The sequence below is a fragment of the Rhizobium sp. TRM96647 genome (assembly GCF_025780115.1).
Taxonomy (GTDB): domain Bacteria; phylum Pseudomonadota; class Alphaproteobacteria; order Rhizobiales; family Rhizobiaceae; genus Mycoplana.
In genome coordinates this window covers 241,895-268,068 of record NZ_JAOXHF010000005.1, presented here as the reverse complement: position 1 = coordinate 268,068, position 26,174 = coordinate 241,895, and the positions used below count along the sequence as shown (strand labels likewise).

General features: G+C 67.0%; 26 protein-coding genes and 1 other RNA gene. 13 read left to right on the top strand and 14 right to left on the bottom strand.

Annotated features, from left to right (window positions below; translation table 11 throughout):
• Positions 1 to 7: 7 nt before the first annotated feature.
• A complete protein-coding gene (locus OCK02_RS11815) occupies positions 8 to 817 on the bottom strand; it encodes a Ku protein (protein ID WP_263813229.1) in 810 nt (269 codons plus the stop codon).
• Between the two features lie 230 nt (positions 818 to 1,047).
• Between OCK02_RS11815 and OCK02_RS11810 the strand changes: the two genes are divergently transcribed.
• The 3 genes from OCK02_RS11810 to OCK02_RS11800 are packed head-to-tail and all read left to right on the top strand — an operon-like array spanning position 1,048 to position 2,814.
• Complete coding sequence (locus OCK02_RS11810) at positions 1,048 to 1,440, top strand: hypothetical protein (protein WP_412178809.1); 393 nt, start codon at positions 1,048 to 1,050, stop codon at positions 1,438 to 1,440.
• Complete coding sequence (locus OCK02_RS11805) at positions 1,424 to 2,005, top strand: RNA polymerase sigma factor (RefSeq protein WP_263813228.1); 582 nt, start codon at positions 1,424 to 1,426, stop codon at positions 2,003 to 2,005. The genes OCK02_RS11810 and OCK02_RS11805 overlap by 17 nt, the downstream gene beginning before the upstream one ends.
• Complete coding sequence (locus OCK02_RS11800; RefSeq protein ID WP_263813227.1) at positions 2,002 to 2,814, top strand: anti-sigma factor family protein; 813 nt, start codon at positions 2,002 to 2,004, stop codon at positions 2,812 to 2,814. The genes OCK02_RS11805 and OCK02_RS11800 overlap by 4 nt, the downstream gene beginning before the upstream one ends.
• Positions 2,815 to 2,827: 13 nt before the next feature.
• Here OCK02_RS11800 and OCK02_RS11795 read toward each other — a convergent pair whose 3' ends face one another.
• The gene (locus OCK02_RS11795) at positions 2,828 to 3,421 is read right to left on the bottom strand and encodes a LysE family translocator (protein ID WP_263813226.1); all 594 of its coding nucleotides are present in this window, start codon (positions 3,419 to 3,421) and stop codon (positions 2,828 to 2,830) included.
• Between the two features lie 121 nt (positions 3,422 to 3,542).
• On the opposite strand from OCK02_RS11795, the gene OCK02_RS11790 reads away from it, so the two are divergent.
• From OCK02_RS11790 to OCK02_RS11780, 3 genes are all read left to right on the top strand, one after another.
• On the top strand, positions 3,543 to 4,388 hold the full coding sequence (locus OCK02_RS11790; RefSeq protein ID WP_263813225.1) for an aldo/keto reductase: 846 nt from the start codon (positions 3,543 to 3,545) through the stop codon (positions 4,386 to 4,388).
• Between the two features lie 62 nt (positions 4,389 to 4,450).
• Positions 4,451 to 5,725 carry an SDR family oxidoreductase gene (locus OCK02_RS11785; protein ID WP_263813224.1) on the top strand — a complete coding sequence of 425 codons (1,275 nt, stop codon included), beginning with the start codon at positions 4,451 to 4,453 and terminating at the stop codon, positions 5,723 to 5,725.
• Positions 5,722 to 6,204 (top strand): DUF2269 family protein, encoded by a 483-nt coding sequence (locus OCK02_RS11780; RefSeq protein WP_263813223.1) that lies wholly within the window; start codon positions 5,722 to 5,724, stop codon positions 6,202 to 6,204. The genes OCK02_RS11785 and OCK02_RS11780 overlap by 4 nt, the downstream gene beginning before the upstream one ends.
• Positions 6,205 to 6,216: 12 nt before the next feature.
• Here the strand turns inward: OCK02_RS11780 and ilvN are convergent, their stop codons facing one another.
• Both ilvN and OCK02_RS11770 read right to left on the bottom strand, forming a co-directional pair.
• Positions 6,217 to 6,789: an acetolactate synthase small subunit gene (ilvN, locus tag OCK02_RS11775; RefSeq protein ID WP_230804886.1), complete on the bottom strand. Its 573-nt coding sequence runs from the start codon at positions 6,787 to 6,789 to the stop codon at positions 6,217 to 6,219.
• Between the two features lie 22 nt (positions 6,790 to 6,811).
• On the bottom strand, positions 6,812 to 8,590 hold the full coding sequence (locus OCK02_RS11770) for an acetolactate synthase 3 large subunit (protein ID WP_230804877.1): 1,779 nt from the start codon (positions 8,588 to 8,590) through the stop codon (positions 6,812 to 6,814).
• Positions 8,591 to 8,989: 399 nt separating this feature from the next.
• Between OCK02_RS11770 and OCK02_RS11765 the strand changes: the two genes are divergently transcribed.
• Entirely contained in the window at positions 8,990 to 11,044 is a 2,055-nt protein-coding gene (locus OCK02_RS11765) for an ATP-binding protein (protein WP_263813369.1), read from the top strand.
• A gap of 151 nt (positions 11,045 to 11,195) precedes the next feature.
• On the opposite strand, the gene miaA is transcribed toward OCK02_RS11765, so the two are convergent.
• Positions 11,196 to 12,110 (bottom strand): tRNA (adenosine(37)-N6)-dimethylallyltransferase MiaA, encoded by a 915-nt coding sequence (gene miaA / locus OCK02_RS11760; protein WP_263813222.1) that lies wholly within the window; start codon positions 12,108 to 12,110, stop codon positions 11,196 to 11,198.
• On the opposite strand from miaA, the gene serB reads away from it, so the two are divergent.
• Both serB and OCK02_RS11750 read left to right on the top strand, forming a co-directional pair.
• Positions 12,109 to 13,011 carry a phosphoserine phosphatase SerB gene (gene serB / locus OCK02_RS11755; protein WP_263813221.1) on the top strand — a complete coding sequence of 301 codons (903 nt, stop codon included), beginning with the start codon at positions 12,109 to 12,111 and terminating at the stop codon, positions 13,009 to 13,011. The genes miaA and serB overlap by 2 nt on opposite strands.
• Positions 13,008 to 13,592, top strand: a complete 585-nt coding sequence (locus OCK02_RS11750) for a GNAT family N-acetyltransferase (RefSeq protein WP_263813220.1) — start codon at positions 13,008 to 13,010, stop codon at positions 13,590 to 13,592. The genes serB and OCK02_RS11750 overlap by 4 nt, the downstream gene beginning before the upstream one ends.
• Before the next feature lie 265 nt (positions 13,593 to 13,857).
• Here the strand turns inward: OCK02_RS11750 and OCK02_RS11745 are convergent, their stop codons facing one another.
• The 8 genes from OCK02_RS11745 to OCK02_RS11710 all read right to left on the bottom strand — a co-directional run bounded on the left by OCK02_RS11745 (position 13,858) and on the right by OCK02_RS11710 (position 20,581).
• Complete coding sequence (locus OCK02_RS11745) at positions 13,858 to 15,474, bottom strand: DegQ family serine endoprotease (RefSeq protein WP_318530104.1); 1,617 nt, start codon at positions 15,472 to 15,474, stop codon at positions 13,858 to 13,860.
• A gap of 225 nt (positions 15,475 to 15,699) precedes the next feature.
• Positions 15,700 to 15,885 (bottom strand): DUF2065 domain-containing protein, encoded by a 186-nt coding sequence (locus OCK02_RS11740; RefSeq protein WP_263813219.1) that lies wholly within the window; start codon positions 15,883 to 15,885, stop codon positions 15,700 to 15,702.
• 11 nt (positions 15,886 to 15,896) lie between these two features.
• Positions 15,897 to 16,838: a protease modulator HflC gene (hflC, locus tag OCK02_RS11735; protein WP_263813218.1), complete on the bottom strand. Its 942-nt coding sequence runs from the start codon at positions 16,836 to 16,838 to the stop codon at positions 15,897 to 15,899.
• Positions 16,838 to 17,968 (bottom strand): FtsH protease activity modulator HflK, encoded by a 1,131-nt coding sequence (hflK, locus tag OCK02_RS11730; protein ID WP_263813217.1) that lies wholly within the window; start codon positions 17,966 to 17,968, stop codon positions 16,838 to 16,840. The genes hflC and hflK overlap by 1 nt, the downstream gene beginning before the upstream one ends.
• Before the next feature lie 169 nt (positions 17,969 to 18,137).
• A complete protein-coding gene (locus OCK02_RS11725; RefSeq protein WP_263813216.1) occupies positions 18,138 to 18,659 on the bottom strand; it encodes a dihydrofolate reductase in 522 nt (173 codons plus the stop codon).
• A gap of 29 nt (positions 18,660 to 18,688) precedes the next feature.
• Positions 18,689 to 19,276, bottom strand: coding sequence for a glutathione S-transferase family protein (locus OCK02_RS11720; protein WP_263813215.1), 588 nt, complete (start codon positions 19,274 to 19,276; stop codon positions 18,689 to 18,691).
• 63 nt (positions 19,277 to 19,339) lie between these two features.
• On the bottom strand, positions 19,340 to 20,134 hold the full coding sequence (locus OCK02_RS11715) for a thymidylate synthase (RefSeq protein ID WP_263813214.1): 795 nt from the start codon (positions 20,132 to 20,134) through the stop codon (positions 19,340 to 19,342).
• A 135-nt stretch (positions 20,135 to 20,269) separates the two neighbouring features.
• Positions 20,270 to 20,581 (bottom strand): DUF2853 family protein, encoded by a 312-nt coding sequence (locus OCK02_RS11710; RefSeq protein ID WP_230804850.1) that lies wholly within the window; start codon positions 20,579 to 20,581, stop codon positions 20,270 to 20,272.
• A gap of 181 nt (positions 20,582 to 20,762) precedes the next feature.
• On the opposite strand from OCK02_RS11710, the gene ssrA reads away from it, so the two are divergent.
• The 4 genes from ssrA to OCK02_RS11690 all read left to right on the top strand — a co-directional run bounded on the left by ssrA (position 20,763) and on the right by OCK02_RS11690 (position 22,377).
• Positions 20,763 to 21,121: a transfer-messenger RNA gene (gene ssrA, locus OCK02_RS11705) on the top strand.
• A 198-nt stretch (positions 21,122 to 21,319) separates the two neighbouring features.
• On the top strand, positions 21,320 to 21,844 hold the full coding sequence (locus OCK02_RS11700) for an SspB family protein (protein WP_263813213.1): 525 nt from the start codon (positions 21,320 to 21,322) through the stop codon (positions 21,842 to 21,844).
• A gap of 10 nt (positions 21,845 to 21,854) precedes the next feature.
• Entirely contained in the window at positions 21,855 to 22,040 is a 186-nt protein-coding gene (locus OCK02_RS11695; protein WP_230804847.1) for a DUF4169 family protein, read from the top strand.
• Positions 22,041 to 22,152: 112 nt separating this feature from the next.
• Entirely contained in the window at positions 22,153 to 22,377 is a 225-nt protein-coding gene (locus OCK02_RS11690; protein WP_230804846.1) for a ribbon-helix-helix domain-containing protein, read from the top strand.
• A gap of 39 nt (positions 22,378 to 22,416) precedes the next feature.
• Here the strand turns inward: OCK02_RS11690 and OCK02_RS11685 are convergent, their stop codons facing one another.
• On the bottom strand, positions 22,417 to 26,148 hold the full coding sequence (locus OCK02_RS11685; RefSeq protein ID WP_263813212.1) for an AsmA family protein: 3,732 nt from the start codon (positions 26,146 to 26,148) through the stop codon (positions 22,417 to 22,419).
• Positions 26,149 to 26,174 lie beyond the last annotated feature (26 nt).

The window sequence follows — 26,174 nt, the reverse complement described above, 5'->3', positions numbered from 1 at the left end:
AGGCCGGTCACGTCTTCTTCGGCTTGCGCTCGGCCGCCACGCTCTTTCGCAGCGCATCCATGATGTTGATGACATTGGAGGCGGTCGCCTGCGGCGCCTCCGCCTTCTCCCTCGTGGGCTTCCTGTGCCCCTTCTTCTTCGCCGCGATGATCTCCAGGAGCCTGTCCTGCACCGGGTCCTGCGCCATCTCCAGCGTCCATGGCTTCGTATTCTCCTCGATGAAGGTCTCGGCGAGCGTCATCAGCTTCGCCTCCGTCTTCATCGTCTTCATGTCCTCGAAATAGGCGTCGGGCTGGCGCACCTCCTCGCCGTAGCGCAGCGTCCAGAGCACGATGCCCCGGTCCCGCGGTTCCAGCAGCACGGCGCGCTCGCGGCGATACATCACGAGCCGCGAGATGCCGACCATCCTGCTTGCGGCCATCGCATCGCGGATGACGCTGAACGCCTCCTCGCCGACCGGGTCGTTGGGCGTCAGGTAATGCGGCTTGTCGAACCAGATCCAGTCGACGCTGTCGCGCGGCACGAAGGTCTCGATATCGATCGTGCGCGTGCTTTCGAGCGCGACCGCATCGAGCTCGTCGTCTTCGAGCAGGACGAACTCGCCCTCCCCGCGCTCGTATCCCTTCACCTCGTCGTCCTGGTCGACGTGCCTGCCCGTGACGGAATCGACGTATCGGCTGACGACGCGGTTCTGCGTGGCGCGGTTCAGCGTGTGGAACCGCACCTTCTCGTCCTCGCTCGTCGCCGGCGTCATCGCCACCGGGCAGGTGACGAGAGAGAGCTTCAGATAGCCTTTCCAGAAGATGCGCGTCGCCATGGCGTCCTTCCCGGTGAGCAGACCCTGTAGGCAGGAGGCGAAACGTGTTCCGCCTGCATTCGTTCCGCTTCCGCGGCTCGACGGCAGAGCCTGCGCCCGCTGCCGCTCCATGGCAAGCCGCAGCGCGACCGATGCGGGAATAAACCGCCGATCTCCTTTGTCCGATGTTTGTCCCGTGGCTGCACCCGCGTGAGCCGGGATCGACCAATTCGCAACGAGGAACCCTTGCCATGAGAACGACGACGAGAACGACGATGCTTGCAACGACCGCCACCGCCCTTCTGCTTTCTGCCGCGGCCGCCCTCGCCGCCGCCCCCATCAAGACCGTCAAGACCGACAAGGGCGAGGTGCTGGCCGGCGAGAACGGGATGACGCTCTACACCTACAAGGAGGATAGCAAGGGCGCCTCGACCTGCTACGATCAGTGCGCCGTCAACTGGCCGCCGCTGATGGCCGGCGCGGATGCGGCGCCCGGCGACGGCTACAGCCTCGTCGAGCGCAAGGACGGCACGAAACAGTGGGCGAAGGACGGCATGCCGCTCTACTTCTTCATCAAGGACAAGAAGGAAGGCGACGTCGCCGGCGACGGTGTGAAAGGCGTCTGGGATGCCGCACGGCCCTGAGGATGACGCAGACGGATCGAGGCACCGGGCAGGCCATGCCCGGCAGGCGCCGGAGGACGGCACGGCCGGTGCCTTCGAGGACGCCCTGCTGGTGCTGGTCCCCGGCCTCAGGCGCTATTCGCACAGCCTCACCCGCACGGATGCCGATGGCGAGGACCTCCTGCAGGACTGCGTGGAGACGGCGTTGCAACGGCGCGCGCAATGGCGCGGCGTCAACCTGCGCGCCTGGACCTTCACCATCATGACCAATCTCTATCGCAACCGTCACCGCGTGCGGGTTCGGTGGCCGACCACGGCGATCGAGGAGGCGCAGGAACTCGCCGATACCGACCGCACCGGCGATCCGCTGGAACGCGCCCGCATCCGTGCCGCCCTCGACACGCTCAACCCCGACATCCGCACCACGTTGATGCTGGTCGTCGTCGAAGGCTACACCTATCAGGAGGCGGCCTCGATCATGCAGATCCCGATCGGCACGGTCATGTCGCGGCTGTCGCGCGCCCGCCATCAGCTGGCCGAGCGGCTGGCAAAGGACAACATCGTCCCCCTCAGGAGACCGAAATGAACGAAGGAAAGGCCACAGTCGGCGAGAACGACCTGCACGCCTATGTCGACGGCCTGCTGGATGACGGCCGCCGCGCCGAGGTCGAGGCCTGGCTCGAGGCCCATCCGCAGGAGGCGGAGCGCGTGGCCGGCTGGTGGAGCCAGAACGAACGCATCCGCGACGCCTTCGCCGGCGACTACGTCTCCCGCCTGGGCGACCCCGACCTGCTCAGGCCCGAAGGCGGGCCGTCCGCATCCGCCAGCGCCGGACACGGCAGGGTGCGCGCCCGCATCCTACGCACCGGGATCGCCGCCGCGGCAGCGCTCCTGGTCTTCGCCGCAGGCTTCGGCACCGGCCGGATGCTGCCCGCAGGCGCCTCCCCCGCGGCCGGGACCGCCGACACGGTACTGGCGGCCGAGGCGCGCTCGGCCTTCCTCATCTATGCCAGCGAGGTCCGCCATCCCGTCGAGGTGGGGGCGGATCAGCAGGAGCATCTGGCCACCTGGCTCGGCAAGCGGCTGGACTACCGCCTGCGCGTCCCCGACCTCTCAGGCCTCGGCTACGCCCTCGTCGGCGGCCGGCTGGTTCCGGTCGCGGGAAAGCCCGGCGCGCTGCTGATGTACCAGAACCCGGCCGGCCGGCGGCTGACGATGCTGATCGGCCGCAACGACGAAAACAGCGAGACGAGCTTCCGCCTCGACGTGCAGGATCCCTTGCGCACCTTCTACTGGATTGACGGCCCGATCGGCTATGCCGTCACCGGCGAGATCTCCGCCGAGGCGCTTCGCGCCGTCGCCGACGAATGCTACCGGCAGATGGAAGACGCATGAGGCCGCGGCGGCCTCAGCGCAGCATCGGCCACAGGCTCGCCACCAGCAGCAGCGCCATCGTCACGTTGAAGGCGCGCAGCCTCGCCGGAACCGACAGCCATTCGCGCAGCACCGATCCGAATCCCGCCCAGGTCGAAACGCTCGGGAAGTTGACGAGGGCGAACGCCACCCCGACGAGAAGCACGCTCATCGTGTAGTGGGCAGGCTCGGTATAGGTCGCCATGGCCGAGACCGCCATCACCCACGCCTTGGGATTGACCCACTGGAACGCTGCCGCCTCCAGGAACGTCATCGGCCGGGCGCCGGCCTTGCGGTCGCTCAGGCTGTCGGAGGTGGCGATCTTCCAGGCGATCCAGACAAGGTAGCCGCCGCCCGCGAATTTCAGCGCCGTATAGACGAGTGGAACGGCTTCCAGGAGCGCCCCGAGCCCGAACCCGACGCCGAGAAGCAGCGTCAGGAAGCCGGCGCCGATGCCGCACATGTGCGGAATGGTACGGACGAAGCCGAAATTCACGCCGGAGGCGAACAGCATCATGTTGTTCGGTCCCGGCGTGATGGAGGTGGTGAAAGCAAAAACGACGAGCGTCAGGAAGATCTCGAACGGCAAGACGCCCTCCGCGGCGCGTGTCATCTCCACCCTTGATAGGCGATGCGCATGGAAGGACCAGCCAATTCTTGTCATACTGTCATTCGTCAGCGTGATGAATGCCCCTTCCCCGGAGAACGACATGAGCGCCAACCCGCACGAGATCACCTTTCCCGACGGTCGCAGCGTGCCCGCCCTCGGCCAGGGTACGTGGCACATGGGCGAGAGCGGTGCTGCCGCGCCGGCCGAAATCCGCGCCCTGCAGGCCGGCATCGACCTCGGCATGACGCTGATAGACACCGCCGAGATGTATGCCGACGGCGGCTCGGAACAGGTGGTCGGGGAAGCGATCCGCGGCCGGCGCGACGACGTGTTTCTCGTCAGCAAGGTGCTGCCTTCCAATGCCAGTCGCAGGGGCACCGTTGCCGCCTGCGAGGCCAGCCTGAAGCGACTCGGCACGGAGCGGATCGACCTCTATCTCCTGCACTGGCGCGGCCGCCATCCGCTTGCCGACACGGTCGCGGCCTTCGAGGACCTGAAGGCGGCGGGCAAGATCGGCGCCTGGGGCGTCTCCAATTTCGACGTCGACGACATGGAGGAACTGCTTGCTGTCGAGGGTGGCGGCAACGTCGCGGCCAACCAGGTGCTCTACAATCCCGCCCGCCGCGGCGTCGAGTTCGACCTCCTGCCCTGGAGCGCGCAGCGCGGCATCGTCACCATGGCCTACTCGCCGCTCGACGAGGGCCGCCTCGTCCGCCACCCGGCGCTCGTCCGCATCGCCGGCAGCCGCGGTGCCACCGCAGCCCAGGTCGCGCTCGCCTTCGTGCTGGCGCGGAACCAGATCGTCGCCATCCCGAAATCGTCCTCGCTCGAACGCGTGGCGGAAAACCGCAAGGCCGCAGACCTGAAGCTGACGCCCGAGGACATGGCCACCCTCGACGCCGCCTTCCCGCCGCCGAAGCGGAAGACGCCGCTTGCGATGATCTGAACGACGGACAGGCCTGTCGCAACGCTTGTGCAGCGGGGCTGCCAAACGCAATAGTCGTGCGCATGACCATCCTGATTCTCGGCGCAAACGGCTTTGTCGGTTCCGCGGTGCTCGCCCGGCTTGCCCGCGACGGCCACGTTCTTGCCGGCCTCGGCCGTGACATTGTGCACGCAAAAAACCGCTTCCCGTCCGTGCGCTGGCATCGCGCCGACCTGTCCGGTCTCAAGAGCGTGGAAGGCTGGGCACCGTATCTCGACGGCGTCGAGGTTGTCGTCAATTGCGCAGGCGCGCTGCAGGACGGACAGCGCGACGACGTTGTGGCCACGCAACGCGACGCCATGCTGGCGCTTTATCAGGCCGCCCGGAAAAGCGGTCTCCGGCTCGTGGTGCAGATCTCCGCCCGGACCGACCGCGGACAAGACCTGCCCTTCCTCTCGACGAAGGCCGAAGCGGACATGGCACTGGCCGCATCCGGCCTCGACCACGTCATCCTGCGGCCGGCGCTCGTGCTCGGCCGCAACGCCCATGGCGGTTCGGCGCTGTTGCGGGCGCTGGCCGCCCTGCCTTTTGTGACGCCGCTGGCCTTTTCCGATCGCCGTGTCGAGACGGTCTCGGTCGAGGACGTGGCGGAATGCGTGCACGAGGCGATCGAGGGCAGACTGCCGTCCGGAACGGACGTCGATCTCGCAGCCGATGCGCCCGATCTCGGCAAGTTGGTCGCCCTGCATCGCGCATGGCTCGGCCTGCCGCCTGCGAAGACCCTTGCCCTGCCCGACGCGATCGCAGCGCCGGTATCGCGGCTGGCGGACCTTGCCGGGCGCCTCGGCTGGCGCTCGCCGCTGCGCAGCACCGCCATGCAGGTCATGGCGGGCGGCATTGCGGCCGGCGAAACAAGGCTCGACCGGCCGCTGTCGTCGGCGCGCGAAACGCTCGTCCGCAACCCTGCCGGCGTGCAGGACCTGTGGTTTGCAAGGCTCTATCTCGCCAAGCCGGTTCTCATCGTCACGCTCGCCCTGTTCTGGATCCTCTCCGGGCTCGTGCCGTTCCTCGACCTCGGCCGTGCGGCCGCCCATTTCGCGCCGTTCATGCCGCAGGCGGCGGCACTCGGCCTGACGGCCGCGACCTCGCTCCTCGATATCGTGTTGGGGCTGCTGCTGCTCTGGCGGCCGACCGCGCGCATCGCCCTCGTCGGCCAGGCTGCGCTGGCCCTCGCCTATCTCGCCGGCGGCACCCTGCTCGAACCGGCGCTCTGGCTCGATCCGCTCGGCCCGTACGTCAAGGTGCTGCCGGCCCTCGCCCTCACCCTGACCACCCTTGCACTGCTGGATGAGCGATGATCGAAGCCGAACTCGTCTACCGCCTGCTGCACGTGATCGGCGCCACCGTGCTGTTCGGCACCGGCGCCGGCATCGCCTTCTTCATGGTCATGGCAGGCCGCACCGGCAAGCCGGCGCTGATTGCCCATGTGGCGGGAACGGTGGTGATCGCCGACACCATCTTCACAGCGACTGCGGTCGTGGCCCAGCCGCTGACCGGCTATCTGCTCGCCCGCGAAATCGGCTGGTCGCTGAGCGAGGGCTGGATCGCCCTGTCGCTGATGCTCTACGTCTTCACTGGCCTCTTCTGGCTGCCGGTGGTCTGGATCCAGATCCGCCTGCGCAACCTGGCGCGCGTGGCGGCAGCCGGCGGGACGCCGCTGCCGCCGGAATGGCGCAGGCTCTACCGCATCTGGTTCGCCTGCGGCTTTCCCGCCTTCCTGTCCGTGCTCGTCATCCTCTGGTTGATGCTGGAGAAGCCCGACATCAGCCTGTTCTGACGCGCCGGCGGCCTACATCCCCTGCGGGCCGCGGTTCATCGCGGCAATCCCCGTGCGGCAGACCTCGATCAGGCCGAGCGGCTTCATGATGGCGATGAACTGGTCGATCTTCGACACCTTGCCGGTGATCTCGAAGACGAAGTGCTCGGTATTGGCGTCGATGACCGAGGCCCGGAAGGCGTCGGCGAGGCGGAGCGCCTCGACCCGGTGGTCGCCGGTGCCCGACACCTTCACCAGCGCCAGCTCGCGCTCCAGCGGCCGCTCGTGGCCGAGGTCCCTGGCGCGCACGGTCAGGTCGACGACGCGGTGCACCGGCACGATCCGCTCCAGCTGTGCCTTGATCTGCTCGAGCACGTGCGGCGTGCCGCGGGTGACGATGGTGATCCGCGACAGGTGCGCCTGGTGCTCGGTTTCCGACACCGTCAGGCTCTCGATGTTGTAGCCGCGGCCGGAGAACAGGCCGATGACCCGGGCAAGCACGCCCGGCTCGTTGTCGACGAGAACCGAAAGCGTGTGGTTTTCTGAAACCTGGGTCTCGGGAGCGATGAAATAGGCCGAACCGGTCGGCTGAAGATGTGCGTTCATGGTCTTCTCTCCTCCGGTGTCTCTAGACCAGTTGCCGGCCCTTGGCGTCGATCGCGTTCGCGACCGCCTCGTCCGTCGCCTCGTCGGGCAGAAGCATCTCGTTATGCGCCTTGCCGGACGGGATCATCGGGAAGCAGTTGGCGAGGTTGGCGACGCGGCAATCGAAGATCACCGGCTTCTTGACCGAAATCATCTCCTCGATCGCCCCATCGAGATCGCCGGGCTTGTCGCAGCGCAGGCCGACGGCGCCATAGGCCTCGGCAAGCTTGACGAAATCCGGCATCGCCTCGGTATAGGAATGCGACAGGCGGTTGCCGTGCAGCAGCTGCTGCCACTGGCGCACCATGCCCATGTACTGGTTGTTGAGGATGAAGATCTTGATCGGCGCGTCGTGCTGGATCGCAGCTGACATTTCCTGGATGCACATCTGGATCGAGGCGTCGCCGGCAATGTCGATGACGAGCGCGTCCGGATGGGCGATCTGCACGCCGAGCGCTGCCGGCAGGCCGTAGCCCATCGTGCCGAGACCGCCCGAAGTCATCCAGCGGTTGGGCTGCTCGAAGCCGAAGAACTGCGCCGCCCACATCTGGTGCTGGCCGACCTCTGTCGTGATGTAGGTGTCGCGGTGCTTGGTCAGCTCGTAGAGCCGCTGGATTGCGTATTGCGGCATGATGACGTCGTCGCTCGGCTTGTAGGCCAGCGAGTTGCGCGCCCGCCACCGGGCGATCGAGGCCCACCAGTCGGAAAGATGCTCCTTGCCCGCCTGCTTCGAGGTGGCGCGCCAGAGCCGGACCATGTCCTCCAGAACCCGGCCGACGTCGCCCAGGATCGGGATGTCGACGCGAACGTTCTTGTTGATCGAGGACGGATCGATGTCGATGTGGATCTTCTTGGAATTCGGCGAGAACGCGTTCAGCCGCCCGGTGATGCGGTCGTCGAAGCGGGCGCCGATGCAGACCATGACGTCGCAGTCGTGCATGGCGAGGTTCGCCTCGTAGGTGCCGTGCATGCCGAGCATGCCGAGCCAGCTCTTGCCCGAGGCCGGATAGGCGCCGAGGCCCATCAGCGTCGAGGTGATCGGAAAGCCGGTCAGCTCGACCAGTTCGCGCAACAGGTGCGAGGCCTCCGGCCCGGAATTGACGACGCCGCCGCCGGAGTAGATGACCGGCCGCTTCGCGCCCTGCATCAGCTCGACCGCCTCCTTGATCCGCGCGAGGTCCCCCTGGACCTTCGGCGCGTAGGCATGCTGCGCCGGCGCGGCGGACGGGGCGACATAGGTGCCGGTGGCGAACTGGATATCCTTCGGGATGTCGACGACGACCGGCCCGGGACGGCCGCTCTGGGCGACGCGGAAGGCCTCGTGGATGACGCGCGCGAGATCGTTGACGTCCTTGACCAGCCAGTTGTGCTTGGTGCACGGCCGGGTAATGCCGACGGTGTCGCATTCCTGGAACGCGTCCGAGCCGATCAGCGAGGTCGGAACCTGTCCGGACAGGCAGACGAGCGGGATGGAATCCATCAGCGCATCCTGAAGCGGCGTCACCGCATTGGTGGCGCCGGGGCCCGAGGTCACCAGCATGACGCCGACCTTGCCGGTGGAGCGCGCATAACCCTCGGCGGCATGGCCGGCCCCCTGCTCGTGGCGAACGAGGATGTGCTGGATGTCCTCCTGCTGGAAGATCTCGTCGTAGATCGGCAGGACTGCGCCGCCCGGATAGCCGAAGATATGTTGGACGCCGTTGTCTTTCAGCGCCTGCAGGACGATCTCGGCGCCCGTCATCTGGTTCTCAGTTGCACTCATCGGAATGTTTCCGTCCGTAGCTCGTGTTTTGAAAATGTGATTAGCGAAATCGGGGGCATAAAAAAAGGCCCCGTGTGGAGCCTGCTTACCGCGCATGGGAGCTTTCGCCCGGTGGTTACACCACCTTGCCCATGCGCCATCCCACCACAAGAATCTTCGCGACGTTCGAAATCATGGGGCGGAGTGATAGACGCTAATGCACAGGCCGTCAATCAGTTATCCACGTCCCCCGTTCTCCGGCCGGGCCGTGGCCGCCGGCGATGGATTGCCGCATGCGGGCGTGCGGCCGCGAAACGCATTGTTAAGCGGCGGCTGTTAATGGTTTAGCCACTGCTGTTATTCCCCCGGCAAACGGACCCGGAGTGCTTCGATTTGCGGAACACCGATTTTCACCACTCGATGGCGGCCGGCGAACAGGAACGGCGCGACGAGGAAGCGCCCGGCAACCGCCTTCTCGGGCGGGTCGTCGCCTGCAGCGGATCGCGCGCGACCATCAGCGCCGTTGCCGAGGCCGGCGAAACCGCGCTCACCGAACTCTGGTCCGTCGGTCGGCTGATCTCCATCTCCGTCGGCGACAACCGGGTCGTGGCGCTCGTCTATGCGATGGGCACCGACCAGCAGACCTGGTCCATCGGCGGCGACACCGTCTTCCATGTCGAGGTGGAATTGCTGGGCGAGGTCCACATGGGCCCTGACGGCCGCGAGGAATTCTCCGCCGGCATCACCCGCTATCCCTATCTCGGCGCGATCGCCCACCGCATCCGCGCCGCCGACCTCGCCCGCGTCTACGACACCGGGCTGAACGACGTCTGCGTGATCGGCAAGCTGACGCAGGACGAAACGCTCGACGCGACGATCCACGTACCCTCGATGCTGGCCAAGCACTTCGCCATCGTCGGCACCACCGGCGTCGGCAAGTCGACTGCGGTCACGCTGCTTCTGCACAAGGCGATCCAGGCCGATCCGAAGCTGCGCGTCCTCATCCTCGACCCGCACAACGAATTCGCAGCCGCCTTCCCCGATCATTCCGTCGTCATCGAGACGGATACGCTCGACCTGCCCTTCTGGCTGTTCCGGCTGGACGAGTTCTCGGAAGTCATCTTCCGCGGCCGCCCGGCCGTGCCCGAGGAACTGGACGTGCTGCGCGACCTGATCCCGGAGGCGAAGAAGGCCTTCCGCGGCTCGGGCGAATCGAGCCTCATGCGCCGCGGCAACGAGAAGAGCTCGATCACCGCCGACACGCCGGTGCCCTACCGCATCGCCGATCTGCTGGCGCTCGTTGACGAACGCATCGGCCGGCTCGAGGGCCGCTCGGAAAAGCCCTACCTTCGCTCGCTGAAGGTCAAGGTCATGTCGGCGATCAACGACCCGCGCTACCATTTCATGTTCTCCTCGAACACGATTACCGATACCATCCTCGACACGATCGCGCGGATCTTCCGCATCCCCGGCGAAGGCAAGCCGATCACCACCTTCCAGCTCGCCGGCATTCCCTCCGAAGTGGTCAATTCCGTCGCCTCGGTGCTCTGCCGCATGGCCTTTGAGATCGGGCTGTGGAGCAGCGGCGGCGTGCACATGCTGGTCGTCTGCGAGGAAGCGCACCGCTACGTTCCGGCCGATGCCGGGCTCGGCTTCCTGCCGACCCGCCAGGCGATCGCGCGCATCGCCAAGGAAGGCCGGAAGTACGGCGTCTCGCTCGGCATCATCACCCAGCGCCCGGGCGAACTCGACCCGACGATCCTGTCGCAGTGCTCGACCGTCTTCGCCATGCGGCTCGCCAACGACCAGGACCAGGAGATCATCCGCTCGGCGATCCCCAACTCGTCGTCGTCGACCACGAGCTTCATCTCCTCGATCGGCAATGGCGAGGCGATCGCCTTCGGCGAGGCCGTGACCGTGCCGATGCGCATGAAATTCACCCGCGTGCAGGAAAACCGCCTGCCAAAGGCGAACGGCATCACCGTCAAGGCCAGCGACGATACGCCAGACAGCGTTGACCTACGCTCCATCGTCGGTCGCATGCGCTCCGTCTCCGGTCCGGACATCTCCGCCTTCCAGAATTCCGTCCTGAGCGCCGAGACAGAATTCGCGCAACGCCAGACGGCAGAATACGAGGCCTCGCGCACCGGTGCCGACGATGGCGGGGCCTGGAGCGACCCGCAGCCATCCGCCCACGAACTCCCGCACGATCCGCCCCCGGCCGGTCCCGCAGGAATCGAGCCCTACCGACCGGAAATGCTACCGCGCATGCAGGAGGGGCCGAGCCCGCTGTCGGCGCATGACCGCTTCGAGGCACTGCGGCGCGAATTGAACGAGCAGGCCGGCGACCGGGCCGCACAGGCCCGGCAGCCACAACGCCCGGCCTTCGGCGAGGGCGGTGGCGAGATCCGCAAGGAAGGGTCGATCCGGGAGCAATTGCTGAAGAAGCCGCTGAGCAGCCTGCTGCGGAAGTGATCCGGGGGGCTCCGACCCTGCCCTCGGCGCTGCTGTGGGCGGCAGATCGGCCGTGCTGCTGGCCCGCAACCGGCATTGAGCCCAGCAGCACATTGCTGGCCCAGCGTTGCTGCCCGCGCTCTGATCGACCGCCGGCGGTTCGGGCCGGCCGTCAGCCGAAGGCGGTCGAAAGGCGGTCGGTCCTGATCCAGCTTTCGTCCATCTGGTTGCGGAACCACGTCATCTGCCGCTTGGCATATTGCCGGGTCGCCGCAGCACCCCGCTCGATCGTCTCGGCCTCGCTCATCTCCCCAGCCAGGAGTGCTGCGATTTGCGGCACGCCGATCGCCTTCATCACCGGCATCTCCGGCGGCAGGCCGAGTGCCAGCAGCGCGCGCACCTCCTCGACGGCGCCCAGGCGCAGCATCTGCGCGAAACGCCCGTCGATGCGCACATGCAGCAGGCTGCGATCCGGCAGGACGACGAGCTTCAGCGCGCGGGCGGGATCGACGATCGCCGGCCCCGCCGCCGACTGGAACGCCCGGATCGAGCGGCCGCTAACGTCGAGGATTTCCAGCGCCCGCAGGATGCGCTGCCCGTCGGCCGGCCGGATCGTCGCGGCCGTCTGCGGGTCGCGCCGCGCAAGCTCGCCATGCAGCGCCAGCGCCCCCTCCTCGGCCAGTCGCGCCCGCAAGGCGTCGCGGACGCCGGCCGGGATTGGCGGCATGTCCGACAGCCCGCCCGTCAGCGCCTTGAAATAGAGGCCGGTGCCGCCGACGAAGACCGGCAGCCTTCCCTTGGCGCGCAGATCCTGCGTCACCTCGGCCGCCTCCCGCAGCCATGCACCGCTGGAATAGGCCTGCCCGGCCGGCACATGGCCGTAGAGCCGGTGCTCGATGCCGCCCATATCCTCCGGCTGCGGCCGCGCAGTCAGGACGTTCAGCGTGTCGTAGACCTGCATGCTGTCGGCGTTGACGACGACGCCGCCGTGCTTGGCGGCGAGCCGGACCGCGAGAGCGGACTTGCCGCTCGCGGTCGGGCCGGTTATCAGGATGGCGCCAGTCTCAGCTTCAGGAATTCTCGTCATGGCTCTCGTTGCCACGCTTATCGCCAATCCGTCAAATCCGGTCCTTGAAGCTGCGCTCGGCGAGCGGGCCGCGGATGCTGTCGCAGCCTCCGGCCTCTACTGGCTCGCCGACGGCATCGCCTGCGACATCCCGCTTCGCGACGGCACCAACGAGGCGGCGGCGCGCCGGCAACTGGCCGCCGCCATCGGCACGGCCCCGGTCGACCTCGTCGTCCAGGAGGCCGAGACACGGCGCAAGAGGCTTTTGATTGCCGACATGGATTCGACCATGATCGGCCAGGAATGCATCGACGAGCTGGCCGCCGAAGTCGGCCTCAAGGACGAGGTCTCCGCGATCACCGCCCGCGCCATGAACGGCGAGATCGCCTTCGAGCCGGCGCTGCGCGAGCGCGTGGCGCTGTTGAAGGGCCTGCCGCTTTCGGTGGTCGACGACGTCATCGAAAAGCGCATCACGCTCACCCCCGGCGGCCCCGAACTGATCGCCACCATGAAGGCGAACGGCCATTACACCGCGCTGGTCTCCGGCGGCTTCACCGTCTTTACCAGCCGCATCGCCGCACAGCTCGGCTTCGACGAGAACCGGGCCAACGTGCTGCTGGAGGACGGTGGACGGATGACCGGAGAGGTCCGCGAACCGATCCTCGGCAAGCAGGCGAAGGTCGACGCGCTGGAGGACATCTGCGCCCGGCTCGGCATCTCCACCGAAGAGGCCATGGCCGTCGGCGACGGTGCCAACGATCTCGGCATGCTGTATCGTTCCGGCGCCGGCGTCGCCCTCCACGCCAAGCCGGCGGTGGCGGCCGAAGCCCGGATCCGCATCGACCATGGCGACCTGACCGCCCTGCTCTACATCCAGGGCTATCGCAAGGCCGACTTCGTCTCGCCCGCCCGGTCCGCATGAGCACGGCGATCCTCAGGACGGAGCGGCTACGGATCCGCAACTGGGTCGAGACCGACCGCGATCTCTTTCACGAGATCAATTCCGATGCGGAGGTGATGGCCTATTTCCCCTTCCGCCGCAGCCGTCCCCAGTCCGACGCCCTGTTCGACAAGCTCCGGAACGCAATCGGCGAAACCGGCTTCGGCTTCTTCGCGATCGCTCTTGCCGAAAACGACCGTCCGATCGGCTTCTGCGGCCTCGCCCGCACCGATCTCGAACCCATCCTGCCGGACGGCACCGTCGAGATCGGCTGGCGCCTGGCGCGACCGCACTGGGGCAAGGGCTACGTGACTGAAGCTGCGACCGGGCTGCTCGATCACGGCTTCGAAAGCTGCGGCCTCGAGGAGATCGTCTCCTTCGCCGTTTCCGACAACGCCCGCTCGACTGCCGTGATGAGCCGCATCGGCATGCGGCCCGACCCCGCGCGCGACTTCGACCATCCGCGCGTCCCGGCGAGCCACCCCCACCTCATCCGCCACGCCTTCTACGCGATCACCCGCGCGCAGTGGGAGGGACGAAAGACGGTGTCAGGCAGACGCTGAATCGAGATGCGAAGTCGGTGAATCGATTTCGGCGATTGTCCGGACAAGCCACGGAAAAAACTGAAAAAATCCATTCCGCACGCGCTAAATCTTCATTCCGCGCGAGACGCAGAACGCCCCTCCGGCTGCCGCTCTTCCTCCATCATACCGGCCCCCGCCGCGCAAGTCCTTGCGCGAAAAGAGCCTGTCCTGCGCCGCCGGCGCGGCGCAGAGGCCTCCCCGCGCCACGCCAGCAAGCGTGACGCGCGCACCCTGGCGTTGCGTCCTATTCGATGCGGACCGTGACGAAGCGCAAGGCGCCGGTCTTGTCGGCGAGCATCAGCAGCGCGTTGCGGCGGTCCTGCGATTTCAGCTCGCCGATGCGCTTGCTCACATCCTCGGGCGAGGACACGGCCTCCTGGCCGATCTCGACGATCACGTCGCCCGGCTGGACCCGCCGTTCGGCGGCAGCCGAGGCCCCGTCGACGGCGGTGACAACCACGCCCTTGACCGTATCGGCGATGGAGAAGGACTTGCGCGTTGCCTCGTCGAGCGCGCCGAGCGTCATGCCGAGAACGACGGGGGCCGCAGGCTGCGCCTGCCCGGGGGCCGCCTTGTCCTCCGGCTTCGCATCCGGCGTGGCCTTGGCTTCCGCGATCTTCTCGCCATCCTCCAGCCGGCCGAGGGTCACCTTGACGGTCACCTCCTTGTCGTCACGGATCACCACCACGTCGACAGCCTTGCCGACCGGGCTTTCGGCCACCGCCCGCGGCAGGTCGCGCATCTCGACCACGTCCTTGCCGTCGAAGCGGATGATCACGTCGCCCGTCTTCAGCACGCCGTTGTCCACCGGCCCGCCCTTGATGACACCGGCCACCAGAGCGCCCTTCGCATCGGCCATGCCGAGGCTTTCGGCGATTTCGTCGGTCACCGGCTGGATGCGCACACCGAGCCAGCCGCGGCGGGTCTCGCCGAATTCGCGCAACTGCCCGATCACGTTCTGCGCCAGTTCCGTCGGCACCGAGAAGCCGATGCCGATCGAGCCGCCCGACGGCGATATGATCGCCGTGTTGATGCCGATCACCTCGCCCTTCATGTTGAACAGCGGTCCGCCGGAATTGCCGCGGTTGATCGCGGCATCGGTCTGGATGAAGTTGTCATAGGGACCGGCATTGATATTGCGGCCGCGCGCCGAAATGATGCCGACCGTCACCGAGCCGCCGAGGCCGAACGGATTACCGATCGCCATCACCCAGTCGCCGATGCGCATCTGGCGGCTATCGCCGAAAGGCACCGCCACCAGCGGCTCCTTGGGTTCGACCTTCAGCAGCGCCAGGTCGGTCTTGCTGTCGACGCCGACGAGCGTGGCCTTCAGCTTCGAGCCGTCGGCAAAATTCGCCTCGATGTCGTCGGCCCCCTCTATCACGTGGTTGTTGGTGACGATGAAGCCGGCCGGATCGATGACGAAGCCGGAGCCGAGCGAATTGACGGTGCGCGGCGCGTTGCCGCCCTCGCCTTCCTGGCCCTTGAAGAAATCGTCGAAGAGGTCCTGGAACGGCGAGCCCTCCGGCACCTGCGGCGTCGGCGCGTCGTCGTCGGCCTTGACGTTCTGCGAGGTCGAGATGTTGACGACCGCGCCGAGCAGGCGTTCGGCGAGGTCTGCGACCGACTCCGGCCCCTGCGGCGACTGCAGCGGCGCCATCGCCGGCGGCTGGATCGCGCCGCCCGGCGGCGGCGGTGCCGGCGTTCCAGCCGGAGGCGTCGGCTGAACGGCCCCCTGCGGTGCGATCTGCGCCTGTGCATGCGCGGCCGCGAACGGCAGCGCCGTGCCTGCGACGAGCACCGAAAGCGCCGTCGCCAGCACCCGCGTGCCGTAGTGTCGTGACCTGCTGCTCGATGCCATCTGCGCTGTCCTTTCGCTTCGCTGGACCCTCAATCATCGCCATGGATGCGGCGGAATTGGGGATATTGGAACCGCCGGACCGCGGCCGTCCAGCCGTCGTCCGTTAAATCTTCGTGATCGGCCCGCGATCAGGCCGCAGCCGCTGCCGGACAGATGCGTCGGTGGGGCGGCATCCCGCAATCGCACCGCCCGCCTTATCCACAAGGCACTCCACCAGGCACGCGCCTAGCCCCGGATCAGCCAGACGAGGCCGACGCCGAGCGCGATGGAGCCGAGGCCGAAGAGGCGCAGTTGCGCCTCCGGGACCGCCGGCAGCAGCGCCGCCATTCGCTTCAAGGACGAAGGGGCCAGTGCGTACACCAGCCCCTCGATCACCAGAAAGAATGCGAACCCCGTCAGGAAATCCGCCATGGTCCTGCGGATCACTCCGCCGGCGGGGGAGCCGCCGGTGCAGCAGGCGCCGCCGGGGCGCCGGCTGCGGCAGCGCCGCCGTTGACGTCGCCGAAGTAACGGAAGAACTCCGAATCCGGCGACAGCACCAGCGTCGTGTCGGAGACGCCGAGGCTCTGCCGGTAGGCCTCCATCGAACGGTAGAAGCCGAAGAAGCCCGGATCGCGTTCGAAGGCCTCGCCGAAGACGCGGTTGCGTTCGGCGTCGCCCTGGCCCCGGATGATCTCCGATTCGCGGCGGGCCTCGGCCACGATCTCGACGACCTGGCGGTCGGCGATGGCGCGGCGGGTCTGGCCCTGCTCGTTACCGCGGGCGCGGATGAGTTCGGCCTCAGCAAGACGCTCGGCCTTCATGCGCTCGAAGGTCTGCTGCGAGACTTCCTGCGTCAGGTCGGTGCGGCGGATCCGGACGTCGGAGATCGTCAGACCGAGGTTTTCCGCATCCGGCGTCAGTTCGTTGCGCACTTCGCGCATCATCGAAGCGCGCTCTTCCGACAGGGCGGCCTCGAAACCGCGCAGACCGTAGACGCGGCGGAGTGCTGCGTCGAGACGCGTGCGAAGCCGCGCCTCGGCCGCATCGCGGTCGGCCGAGACGGCCTCGCGGAAACGGCGCGCATCGCTGATGTGGTAGACGACGAAGGCATCGACCTCATAGAACTTGCCGCCCGAAACCTGGACGCGGATGTTGTCCAGGTCGAAGCGCAGCGCCTGATCGGAGACGTAGGTCACGCGGTCGGCGTCCATGAAGGCGAAGGGCAGCTTGAAATAGATGCCCGGCTCGGTCTTCACCGACTGGATCTCGCCGAAGCGGACGACGATCGCCTGCTCGCGGGCATTGACGATGAACACCGACGAGTAGACGAGGAACAGGACGACGGCGATGCCGACGAGGATAGCTGGCAAACGGCTTCCCATTACTGCGTCCCTCCCTGGCCCTGGATCTGGCCCTGCGCCTGGCCCGGCGGGGTTCTGCTGAGCTCGTTGAGCGGAAGGAAGGGCACGACGCCCTGGCCACCCTGCTTTTCGTCGATGACGACGGTCTTGGAGCCCTTCAGGACGCCCTCCATGGTTTCAAGGAACATGCGCTGGCGGGTCACGTCGGGTGCCAGCCGGTACTGGTCGTAGATCGAGATGAAGCGCTGCGCCTCGCCTTCCGCCTCGTTGACGACGCGGTTCTTGTAGGCGGCCGCCTCTTCGCGGATCTGCGCGGCCTGACCGCGGGCAAGGCCGAGCTTCTGGTTGGAGTACTGGTTCGCCTCTTCGACGAAACGGTCCTCGTCCTGCTCGGCACGCTGCACTTCGTCGAACGCGTCGGCCACTTCGCGCGGCGGAGCCGCATCCTCGATCGCGACGGTGTTGACGGAGATGCCGGCGCCGTAGCCGTCCATCGTCGCCTGGATCGTCGCCTTGACGGCTTCCGCGATCGCCTGGCGGTTGTCGCGGAAGATGTCCTGGGCGGGCCTGCGGCCGACCACCTCGCGCATTGCGCTTTCGGACACCTGCTGCAGGGTAGAGGACGGGTTTTCGAGGTTGAACAGATAGGCGCGCGGATCGGTGACCGAATAGAGCACCGAGAACTGCACGTTGACGATGTTCTGGTCGCCGGACAGCATCAGGCCGCTGTCCTCGGCGTTCACCGAGGCGCCCTTGCGGCCGATGTTCTGCTGCTGCTCGGTGATCGTCACCATCTCGACGGTTTCAAACGGCCAGAAATGGAAGTGCAGGCCGGGCATGGAGACCTCGTCCTTCGGCTTGCCGAAGCGCAGTTCGACGCCGCGCTCGTCCGGCTGGACAGTGTAGATCGAGTTCATCAGCCAGAACACGCCGATCAGCAGTGCCGCGATGACGAAGATGCCGCCGTTGAAGCCACCGGGAACCACGTTCTTCAGTTGGTCCTGTCCGCGCCGGATGATCTCCTCGAGATCCGGCGGACCGCCACTGCCGTTGCCGCGGGGGCGGTTCGGTCCCTGCCCCCATGGTCCCTGATTGTTGCCGCCGCCGCCCCCCCAAGGGCCGCCGCCGCCATTCTGATTGCTCCAGGGCATCAATACCTCTTTCTCTGGAATCTCCCGCTCTCATGCGGCACGGCAGTGCCGCGGTCACATGATGTGAACCCGTTATATGTATCCCCCATGCGGCTTTCAACGGAGGCGGCCCAACTTCCGGCGCAGATGCGGCAAAATAGTTCGTGAACAGGGCTTTAGAAGGCTAAAATCACGTCGAATTCCGCCGCGCATAGGTCAGGAAGTGCATCCGGTGGCTATCGCTCTCCCCTTGCGGGATCTCCTCCTCGGTCACGACCTCGAAGACCTCGGGATCGATCGCGGGGAAACGGGTGTCGCCTTCGACCTCGGCCTGCACTTCCGTGACATGGATGGCATCGGCGTCCGCGATGGTCTGGCGGTAGATGTCGCCGCCGCCGATGATGCAGATCTCGTCGGCGGCGAGCGCCTGCGCCTCGCGCCGGGCATAGACCAGCGCCTCGTCCACCGAGCGGGCCACGATGACGCCGTCGGGGCGGAAGGCGGTGTCGCGCGTGACGACGATGTTCGGCCGCCCCGGCAGCGGCCGGCCGATCGACTGGTAGGTCCGCCGGCCCATCACCACCGGCTTTCCGATCGTCAGGCGCCTGAAGCGCTTCAGGTCCGACGGCAGCCGCCACGGCAGGTCGCCGTCCCGCCCGATTACGCCGTTCAGCGCCGCGGCCACCACCAGGACGATCTTCGGCTCACTCATGCCCGCACCTCTTGCCATGCCGGTTCATGCTATCCGTTCTCCCGCGCCTGCGCGCGGGCCAGCGCCGGGCGCCCGGCCATGCGGCCGATATAGGCGTCGACGGCCGGGCTGTCCGGCAGGATGCCGCGGAACCACATCAGCGAGCTTGCAAGGATCACGTCGACCGCGCAGGGCTGTTCGCCGATGAGGTAGGGCTGGCGCGCCAGCGTCGTGATGAAGCGCTCCGCCATCGCCTGGTAGAGGCGCGCGGCCTCCGCATTGCTCGCCGTCCAGCCGCTCATGTGCCCGATCGCCGCGGGCTCGGCGACGCCGGAATAGTAGGAGAGCCAGGAAAGATACGGCCCGCGCTCCGGCGTGCCGATGTCCCGCCCCATCTCGCAGCCGGGGAAGAGATCCGTCAGGTAGAGCGCGATCGCCGTCGATTCGGTCACTAACGTGCCGTTGTGGATCAGCGCCGGCACCTGGCCGTGCGGATGCGGATTGTCCGGATCGGGCCCGCCGGAACCGTCGGCGCGGCGGATGTTGACGAGGCGGATGTCGTAGTCCGCCTCCAGTTCCTCCAGCAGCCAGAGCATGCGAAACGAGCGCGACTGCCGCGCATGCACGAGCGTGAGCATGGTATCCTCCCTTTGCCGGCCAAAAGCGCCCCAGGATCCGGGATCCGGAGCCCCCGGATGCGACTAGACCGCGATCGGCGCCTTGATGCTCGCGTCGGCCTCGTAGCCCACGAGCTCGAAATCCTCGTACCGGAAGGCAAAGAGATCCTTCACCGCCGGATTGAGCTTCATGAACGGCAGCGGCTTCGGCGTGCGGCCGAGTTGCCGTTCGGCCTGCTCGAAATGGTTCGAATAGATATGCGCATCGCCCAGCGTATGGACGAAGTCCCCCGGCAACAGATCGGTCGCCTGCGCCACCATCATCGTCAGCAGCGCATAGGAGGCGATGTTGAAGGGCACGCCGAGGAAGATATCGGCCGAGCGCTGGTAGAGCTGGCAGGAGAGACGGCCGTCGCTGACATAGAACTGGAACAGGCAATGGCAGGGCGGCAGCGCCATCTCGTCGACGAGCGCCGGGTTCCAGGCGGAGACGATATGGCGGCGCGAGTGCGGGTTCTTGCGGATGCTGTCGACGACGGCTGCGATCTGGTCGATGTGACGCCCGTCCGGTGCCGGCCAGGAGCGCCACTGGTAGCCGTAGACCGGCCCCAGGTCGCCGTTCTCGTCGGCCCATTCGTCCCAGATGGTGACGCCGTTTTCGCGCAGATAGGCGACATTGGTGTCCCCCTGCAGGAACCACAGCAGCTCGTGGATGATCGAGCGCAGGTGCAGCTTCTTCGTCGTCAGCACCGGGAAGCCCTCCGACAGGTCGAAGCGCATCTGGTGGCCGAAGACCGAGCGCGTGCCCGTGCCGGTCCGGTCGGAACGGTTCGTGCCGTTCGTCATCACGTGGCTGAGAAGGTCGAGATACTGCTTCATGGGTCGGTCGCCGATTCTGGTGTCGCTCCTAATCTAGGGCGAGCGCGGCCTCAAGACCAACGGCAAAAGGGAAGTTTCCAGTTCTTTTGGGCCTGCCGGCCAGGACCGGCCGGCAGGCGACCTGAAAGGCCCGGCTCAGGCAAGCGCGCCGAGCTTGTCCAGTTCCTTGGCGGTGAGATAGTAGAAGGTGACGCGCGACTTCGTGCGGTCGTCGGCCATGGCGGCACAGACCTTCTCCACGGCCTTGTCGGCGGCGTCGCCGGTCACGCCGAGCTTCTTGCCGCACCATTTCTCCTTCACCCGATCCAGTTCCTCAGGGTCCGAGCAGGAGACGAGCGAGGAATCGCGGTTGCGCAACGCGATCCCCAGGTGACTGACGATCTTCTTCACGACGGCCTCGTCGGCGCCACTGTCATACTTGCGAACATCTGCCAGATAGTCGGTCATGCTGTCTCCTCTGTCAGTTGGCCCGGCAGGCCGGGTCGATATGAGAGCAATCCGATGTGTGAATGGATTCATTGCTCTAGGGTCAACGGCGGCAGTGTTTCACGCAAAGATGGCAAGTCAAGCGCAATCCCGCGAGCAAGCCGGTTTTCAACCGTCCGGCTGCCTCAAAAAATGTCACAAAGACCTTTTCTTGGGCCCCGGAAGCGCCTATATCTCTGCTGCTGCCTCGTGCAGCTATGGCAATAAACGGGCGGTGTAATAAACCCATTGGACCCGGGGGCGGTACCCGGCGCCTCCACCAAAAACCGATCTTTCGCGGATCGGCTTTTGATGGGGGCGAAATAGGATCGACAAGGGCGTAAAGATCGACTTTTTGCTCGGCATTGTACCACCGTTATCGGGCTAAAATTGTAGTTGCAAACGACAACTATGCTGAAGCACGTCTCGCTGCCTAACGGCGGTGCGACACTTCAAATCAAGCCCTTGCGGGTAGCACCGTAAGGCGGGGTCCGAAGGCACCTGGCAACAGAAGCCTTCACCTTCTCCCCTCTTTCGAAATGGTTTATAGCTGTCATTCGGGATGACTCGCAGCAGGCGAACGCGCAGGCGCGTGCCGGAGGAATGCTGGAGGAATAACCGGCCGGAAACGGCCGATCGCGTTTGACGCCGGCGCCGGTTTTCGGCAAAAGGCAAAAAAATGCGAACAGACATGTGAAACAGCAGGAAAGACGGGCTCTGATGGCGCAAGACCACATCCGCTACGACATACTCGCCCAGGACGCGCTTCGCAGCGTCATCCGCAAAGTCTTGAGCGAAGTGGCGGCAACGGGCCACCTCCCCGGCGATCATCATTTCTTCATCACCTTCCTCACCGGCGCGCCGGGCGTGCGCATCTCGCAGCACCTGAAGTCCAAGTATCCCGAGCAGATGACCATCGTCATCCAGCACCAGTTCTGGGAGCTGAAGGTCACCGAGAGCCTGTTCGAGATCGGCCTTTCCTTCTCCGACACGCCCGAAAAGCTCGTGATCCCCTTCAACGCCATTCGCGGCTTCTACGACCCCTCGGTCAGCTTCGAGCTCGAATTCGACGTCGCAGCCGGCGAGGACGAGGAAGAGGACGAAGCCGATACCGCCGAGATCACCGCCTACCCGCTCGAAAAGGCCCCGGAAGGCGACGGCGAGACCGCAGCCACCGGCGACGACGGCGACAAGAAGCCCGGCGGTTCCGTCGTCTCGCTCGATTCCTTCCGCAAGAAGAACTGATGGAGGCGGCATGAGCGGCGACGTCGTCAATCTTCGCCAGTTCCGCAAGCAGAAGGCCCGCTCCGACAAGGAGCGACAGGCCGAACAGAACCGCATCGCTCACGGCCGCACCAAGGCGGAAAAGAACCTTACCCGCGCCCTGAACGACAAGGCCGAGAAGTCGCTGGACCAGGGGCGGATCGAAAAGCCGGAATGACCGGAGCCGTAAAAGCGCCCCGCATCAGGGACTTGTGGCCCTTGGCTGAATCGATCCGCGAACTCCCTGAAAGCGGTCAGATCGAAGGCGGCTAGATCGAAAGCGAGACGCGGTGATCCGCAAGCATTCCGCCACGCTGCACGGCCACCGCACCAGCTTCAGCCTGGAGGAACCGTTCTGGCTGGAACTGAAGGCCATCGCCGCCACCCGGGAGATGGCGCTTGCCGAACTGCTCTGCGAAATCGACGACGCCCGCCCGCCGGGCAGCAACCTGTCCTCTGCATTGCGCGTCTATGTGCTCGACACGCTGAAACGGAAGGGCGATCCCCACGGCTGAGGCGAGGTTCGGCACGGCCCGCGCAGACACGGCAGGCCCTCAGTTCACCCCGGGAAGCGAATCGAAATTGAGGCGCTGGCCGCTGACCGGCGGCAACGGCTCGCGCACGACGCCCTCCTCGGGAGCGACACGGAATCCGCCCTCGGGCTCGGCCTGCTGCCGCCTCTCCGCGGCCTGCTTCTCCGCGGCCCGGCGCTCCGCCTCCAGCCTCGCGCGCTCCGCAGCCCGCTGGCGTTCGATCTCCAGCCGCGCCGCCTCACGCCGGCGCTCCTCCTCCAGCATCTGCAGGCGCATGGCTTCGGCCAGCGCCGCCCTCTGCTCGGCGCGCGAGCGATAGAGCGCCGCCTCGCGGCGCAGCCGCTGCTTTTCCAGCATGCTCGACTGCAATATCTCCACCCGCCGCCGCTCGCGCTCGAAGCGGCGGAGCGACAGGTAATTGGTCAGCGGCTGCGCATCCAGGCGCACCCGGGGCGCGGCGAGCGGCCCCTCGAAGACGAGCGCCACTTCGGGCTCACCGCCGGTCATCGCCTCCTCGCCTGCCCGCAGGCGCATCATGAGCTGGCCCTGCAAGGTCCGCTCGGCCAGGCCGATCTCGGCGGCACCGTTGAAGCTCGCTGCCCCGTCGGCGCCTGTGATCGTATCGGCGCGCACCCGGCCCGAAGCGATCGTGAACGGGATGTTGACGGTGCCGAGCGAGACGTCGCCGCCGAGCGCCTGCTCGCGCACAATCGCCTCGACGCTGCCAACGCCGATCTCGCCGTCGATCGCGTCCGCCGCAGAAAGGATCGCCGCGAAGCCGCCGCTCTTGATCCCCCGTAGCCGCAAGTCCTCGAGTTGCGCCTCGCCCGAGCCGCTCGCCGCCGATACCATGTCGGCGATGCTCGCGCCGGAAGCGTCCAGCGCCAGGTTCACGAAAGCCTTGCCCTCTGCCACCGGGCCGCCCTCGCCGCTCCAGACGAGCTGCGAAAGCGCAGCACCCGCGAGCGTCACCCGCGCCTCCAGAAGACCGTTGGCTCCGGCATTCGCCAGTTTCAACCGGCCACCGACCCTGCCGCCGAGCCAGTCGCCGCCGATTTCCTCCAGCGCCAGGTCGCCGCCGGTCCAGGCGAGCCTCGCCGCAAAGTTCTCGACCGGCCCATAGAGCCCCGTCCAGAACCGGCCAGCGGCCAGCCGCAGCCGGAAGTCGGCGTTCTCGCGTGCCGGGCTGCCGATCGCGGCACGGCTGAACCCGAGCCCCTCCAGGTCATCGACGGGACCGAGGACCGCTTCCGCGAGCCATCCGAGATCGACGGTGTCGAAGGTCAGGCTGCCCGTCCCCTTGGGGATCTCGGCCGACCGATCGAACACAAGCTCGCCCGAGACCCCGTTGCGGTCGACCGTGCCCGAGATGTCGGCAAGGCGGACCGTGCCGCCGTCGACGATCGCCCTCGCCTTCAACGCCACCGGAAGGCCGGTGCCGGTCTGCGGCAGCACGATGTCGTTCATCACCAGATAGGGCTCGATGTCGCCGGCTTCGGCCGACAGGCTCAGTTCACCCTGGAGGAAATGCTCCGCCGAAAGGTTCGCCGTTCCCTCCGCCGTGATGGAGGTACCGGCCGTCGTGAAGGCAAAATCGAGATCGGCGGCCGCACCGGCCGCGGGCTGCGAGACCTTGATCGCGACGGTACCGTCCGCCTCGCCGTCGAACGGCAGCGGCTGGAGGCCGAGCTGGCCGGCCAGCACCACCGTCCGCGGATTGGTGAGGGTCGCCTCGGCCTCGAAATTGCCGCCCGCGAGGAAGTCGCCGAATTCGCCGGCCGAAGCGCGTGCCTCGATGCGCCCGCCATTGGCCGTTCCGGACAGGATCAGGCCGATCGGCCCGTTGCGGTTGCCCGGCAGGGCCAGCGTCATCTTCAGGTCGGCGTCGTCATAGTAGCCGGCGCTCGTGACGAGGCGCGCGAGAGCCGGATGTGCAGGCAGGTGCCGTTCAAGCATCTCCATGACCGGCCGCATCTGCTCCGCCCGCATCGACAGGTCCAGCCCTGCCGAGGGCAGGGCCAGCGTGCCGCCGAGTTGCCCCTTGACCGATACGGACGCACCGGCAACCGAGCCGATGTCCAGTCGGCTGACGCTCAGGGCGCCGTCCCTCAGCGTCAGCAGCGCATCGACGGTGCGCGCCTCCTCGCCGAAAGCGGTAAACCGCTCGGCCTTCAGGTCGAGCGCGATCGAATGGCCAAGCAGCACGTCGGCGGACGCCTCGCCCGCCACGAGCCCCGCCAAGGCCCGGAGCGTCTCGAGCTCGACCGCGTCGCCGCCGAGCTGGATCGAAAGGCTGGGCGCCTCGTCAGCCGGTGACAGGCGCTCGATCCGGCCCTTCAGCGTCGCGCCGCCGGCGGCGATTTCGAGGTTGTCGAAGCGCTGGACCAGGTCGGTCAGCTGGACTTCCGCGGCAAAGCCCGCACTGCGCAGCCTGCGGATCTCGGGATCCACCGAACCGGCAACCCAGCTGGCAAAGCCGGACGGCTGGTTCGAGGCGACCAGCAGGTCGCCGACGAAGGCGCGCGTGCCCTTGAGCGTCAGCCGCCCCTTCGCGTCCACGGTGGTGCGGCCCGGAAACTGCGCGGTGCCACGCGCCACGGTCCAGCCGTCGCCGTCCGGCTCCACGTCGAGCATGACGTCTCGAATGGTGGTGTCACCGACGACGATCGCCGGCAGCTTCAGGCTTGCCCGCCCCGGCACCTGCGGCACCGGGATGTCCGCCAGGATCGAAAGCAGCCCCTCCAGTCGCTGGCGCGCCGAGGTCTGTGCGTTGCGTCCCGTCTTGCCCTGCTCGCCGTTGCGGCCGATCCGGCTGACGTCGATCTGCTGGCCGTCGGCGATCAGCAGGAACTCCGGCTGCCTGCCGGTATCGAGCGTCGCCTCCCCGGTGACGAGATAGGGATCGGCCGGATCGCCGGCCTGGAGATTGTAACGGGGAACGCGCAGGCGGTCGTTGGAAAGCTCGAAGTCTCCGGCGACGCGGATCGGGTTCGCCACCGGCTTGCCGTCGGCCGCCGGCTTCTGCCCCAGCGCGAAGGTGCCCCGGTATTGCGGCCGGAAATCGACGACCTCCAGGTCGCCGTCGAGATCGACGGCAAAGCCGATCTGGTCGGGGACGATGCGGGCCTTCATCTTCAGGATGCCGCGCTCGTCGGTCTGCCCGGTCGATATCTGGAAGGCGCCGGCATTGCCGTCGAGCACGCCGCGGCCGTCGATCCGCCAGGGCCCGTTCAGCGAGCGGGCGGACATCCTGGCGTCGAGGGTGCTGATACGGCGCGTGCGCCCGGCCTGTTCGTCGATGAACTCGATCTCGCCGCCGGTCACGGCCACGTTCTCGAGCACGACGGTCTTGGCCGGAATGTCGGACTTGCGCTCGCGCGCCCAGTCGAGCGTGCCGTCGGCCATCAGCTTCAGGCGCACCTTCGGCTCGTCGATGCGCATGTCGAAGATCAGCGCCTCGCCGCTCAGGAACGGCGCCAGCTCCGCATCCATGGAGAATCGGCGAATGGTGACGGCCGCATCGCCCTCGGCGTCCTCGCCGACGCGGACGTCGTGCAGGGTGACGGAGGGAAAGGGGATGAGCCTTGCATCCACCTTGCCGTGGACGACGACGGTACGGCCGACGATCCGGCTCGCCTCGCGCTCGAAATCTTGCCGGAAGCCCGTCCAGTCGATGAAATACGGGGCCAGCAGTGCGCCGAACAGCGCCAGCACGACCAGACCGCCAATCGCCAACATCACACGTGCGAGCACGCTGCCAATCCCGACACTACCGACAC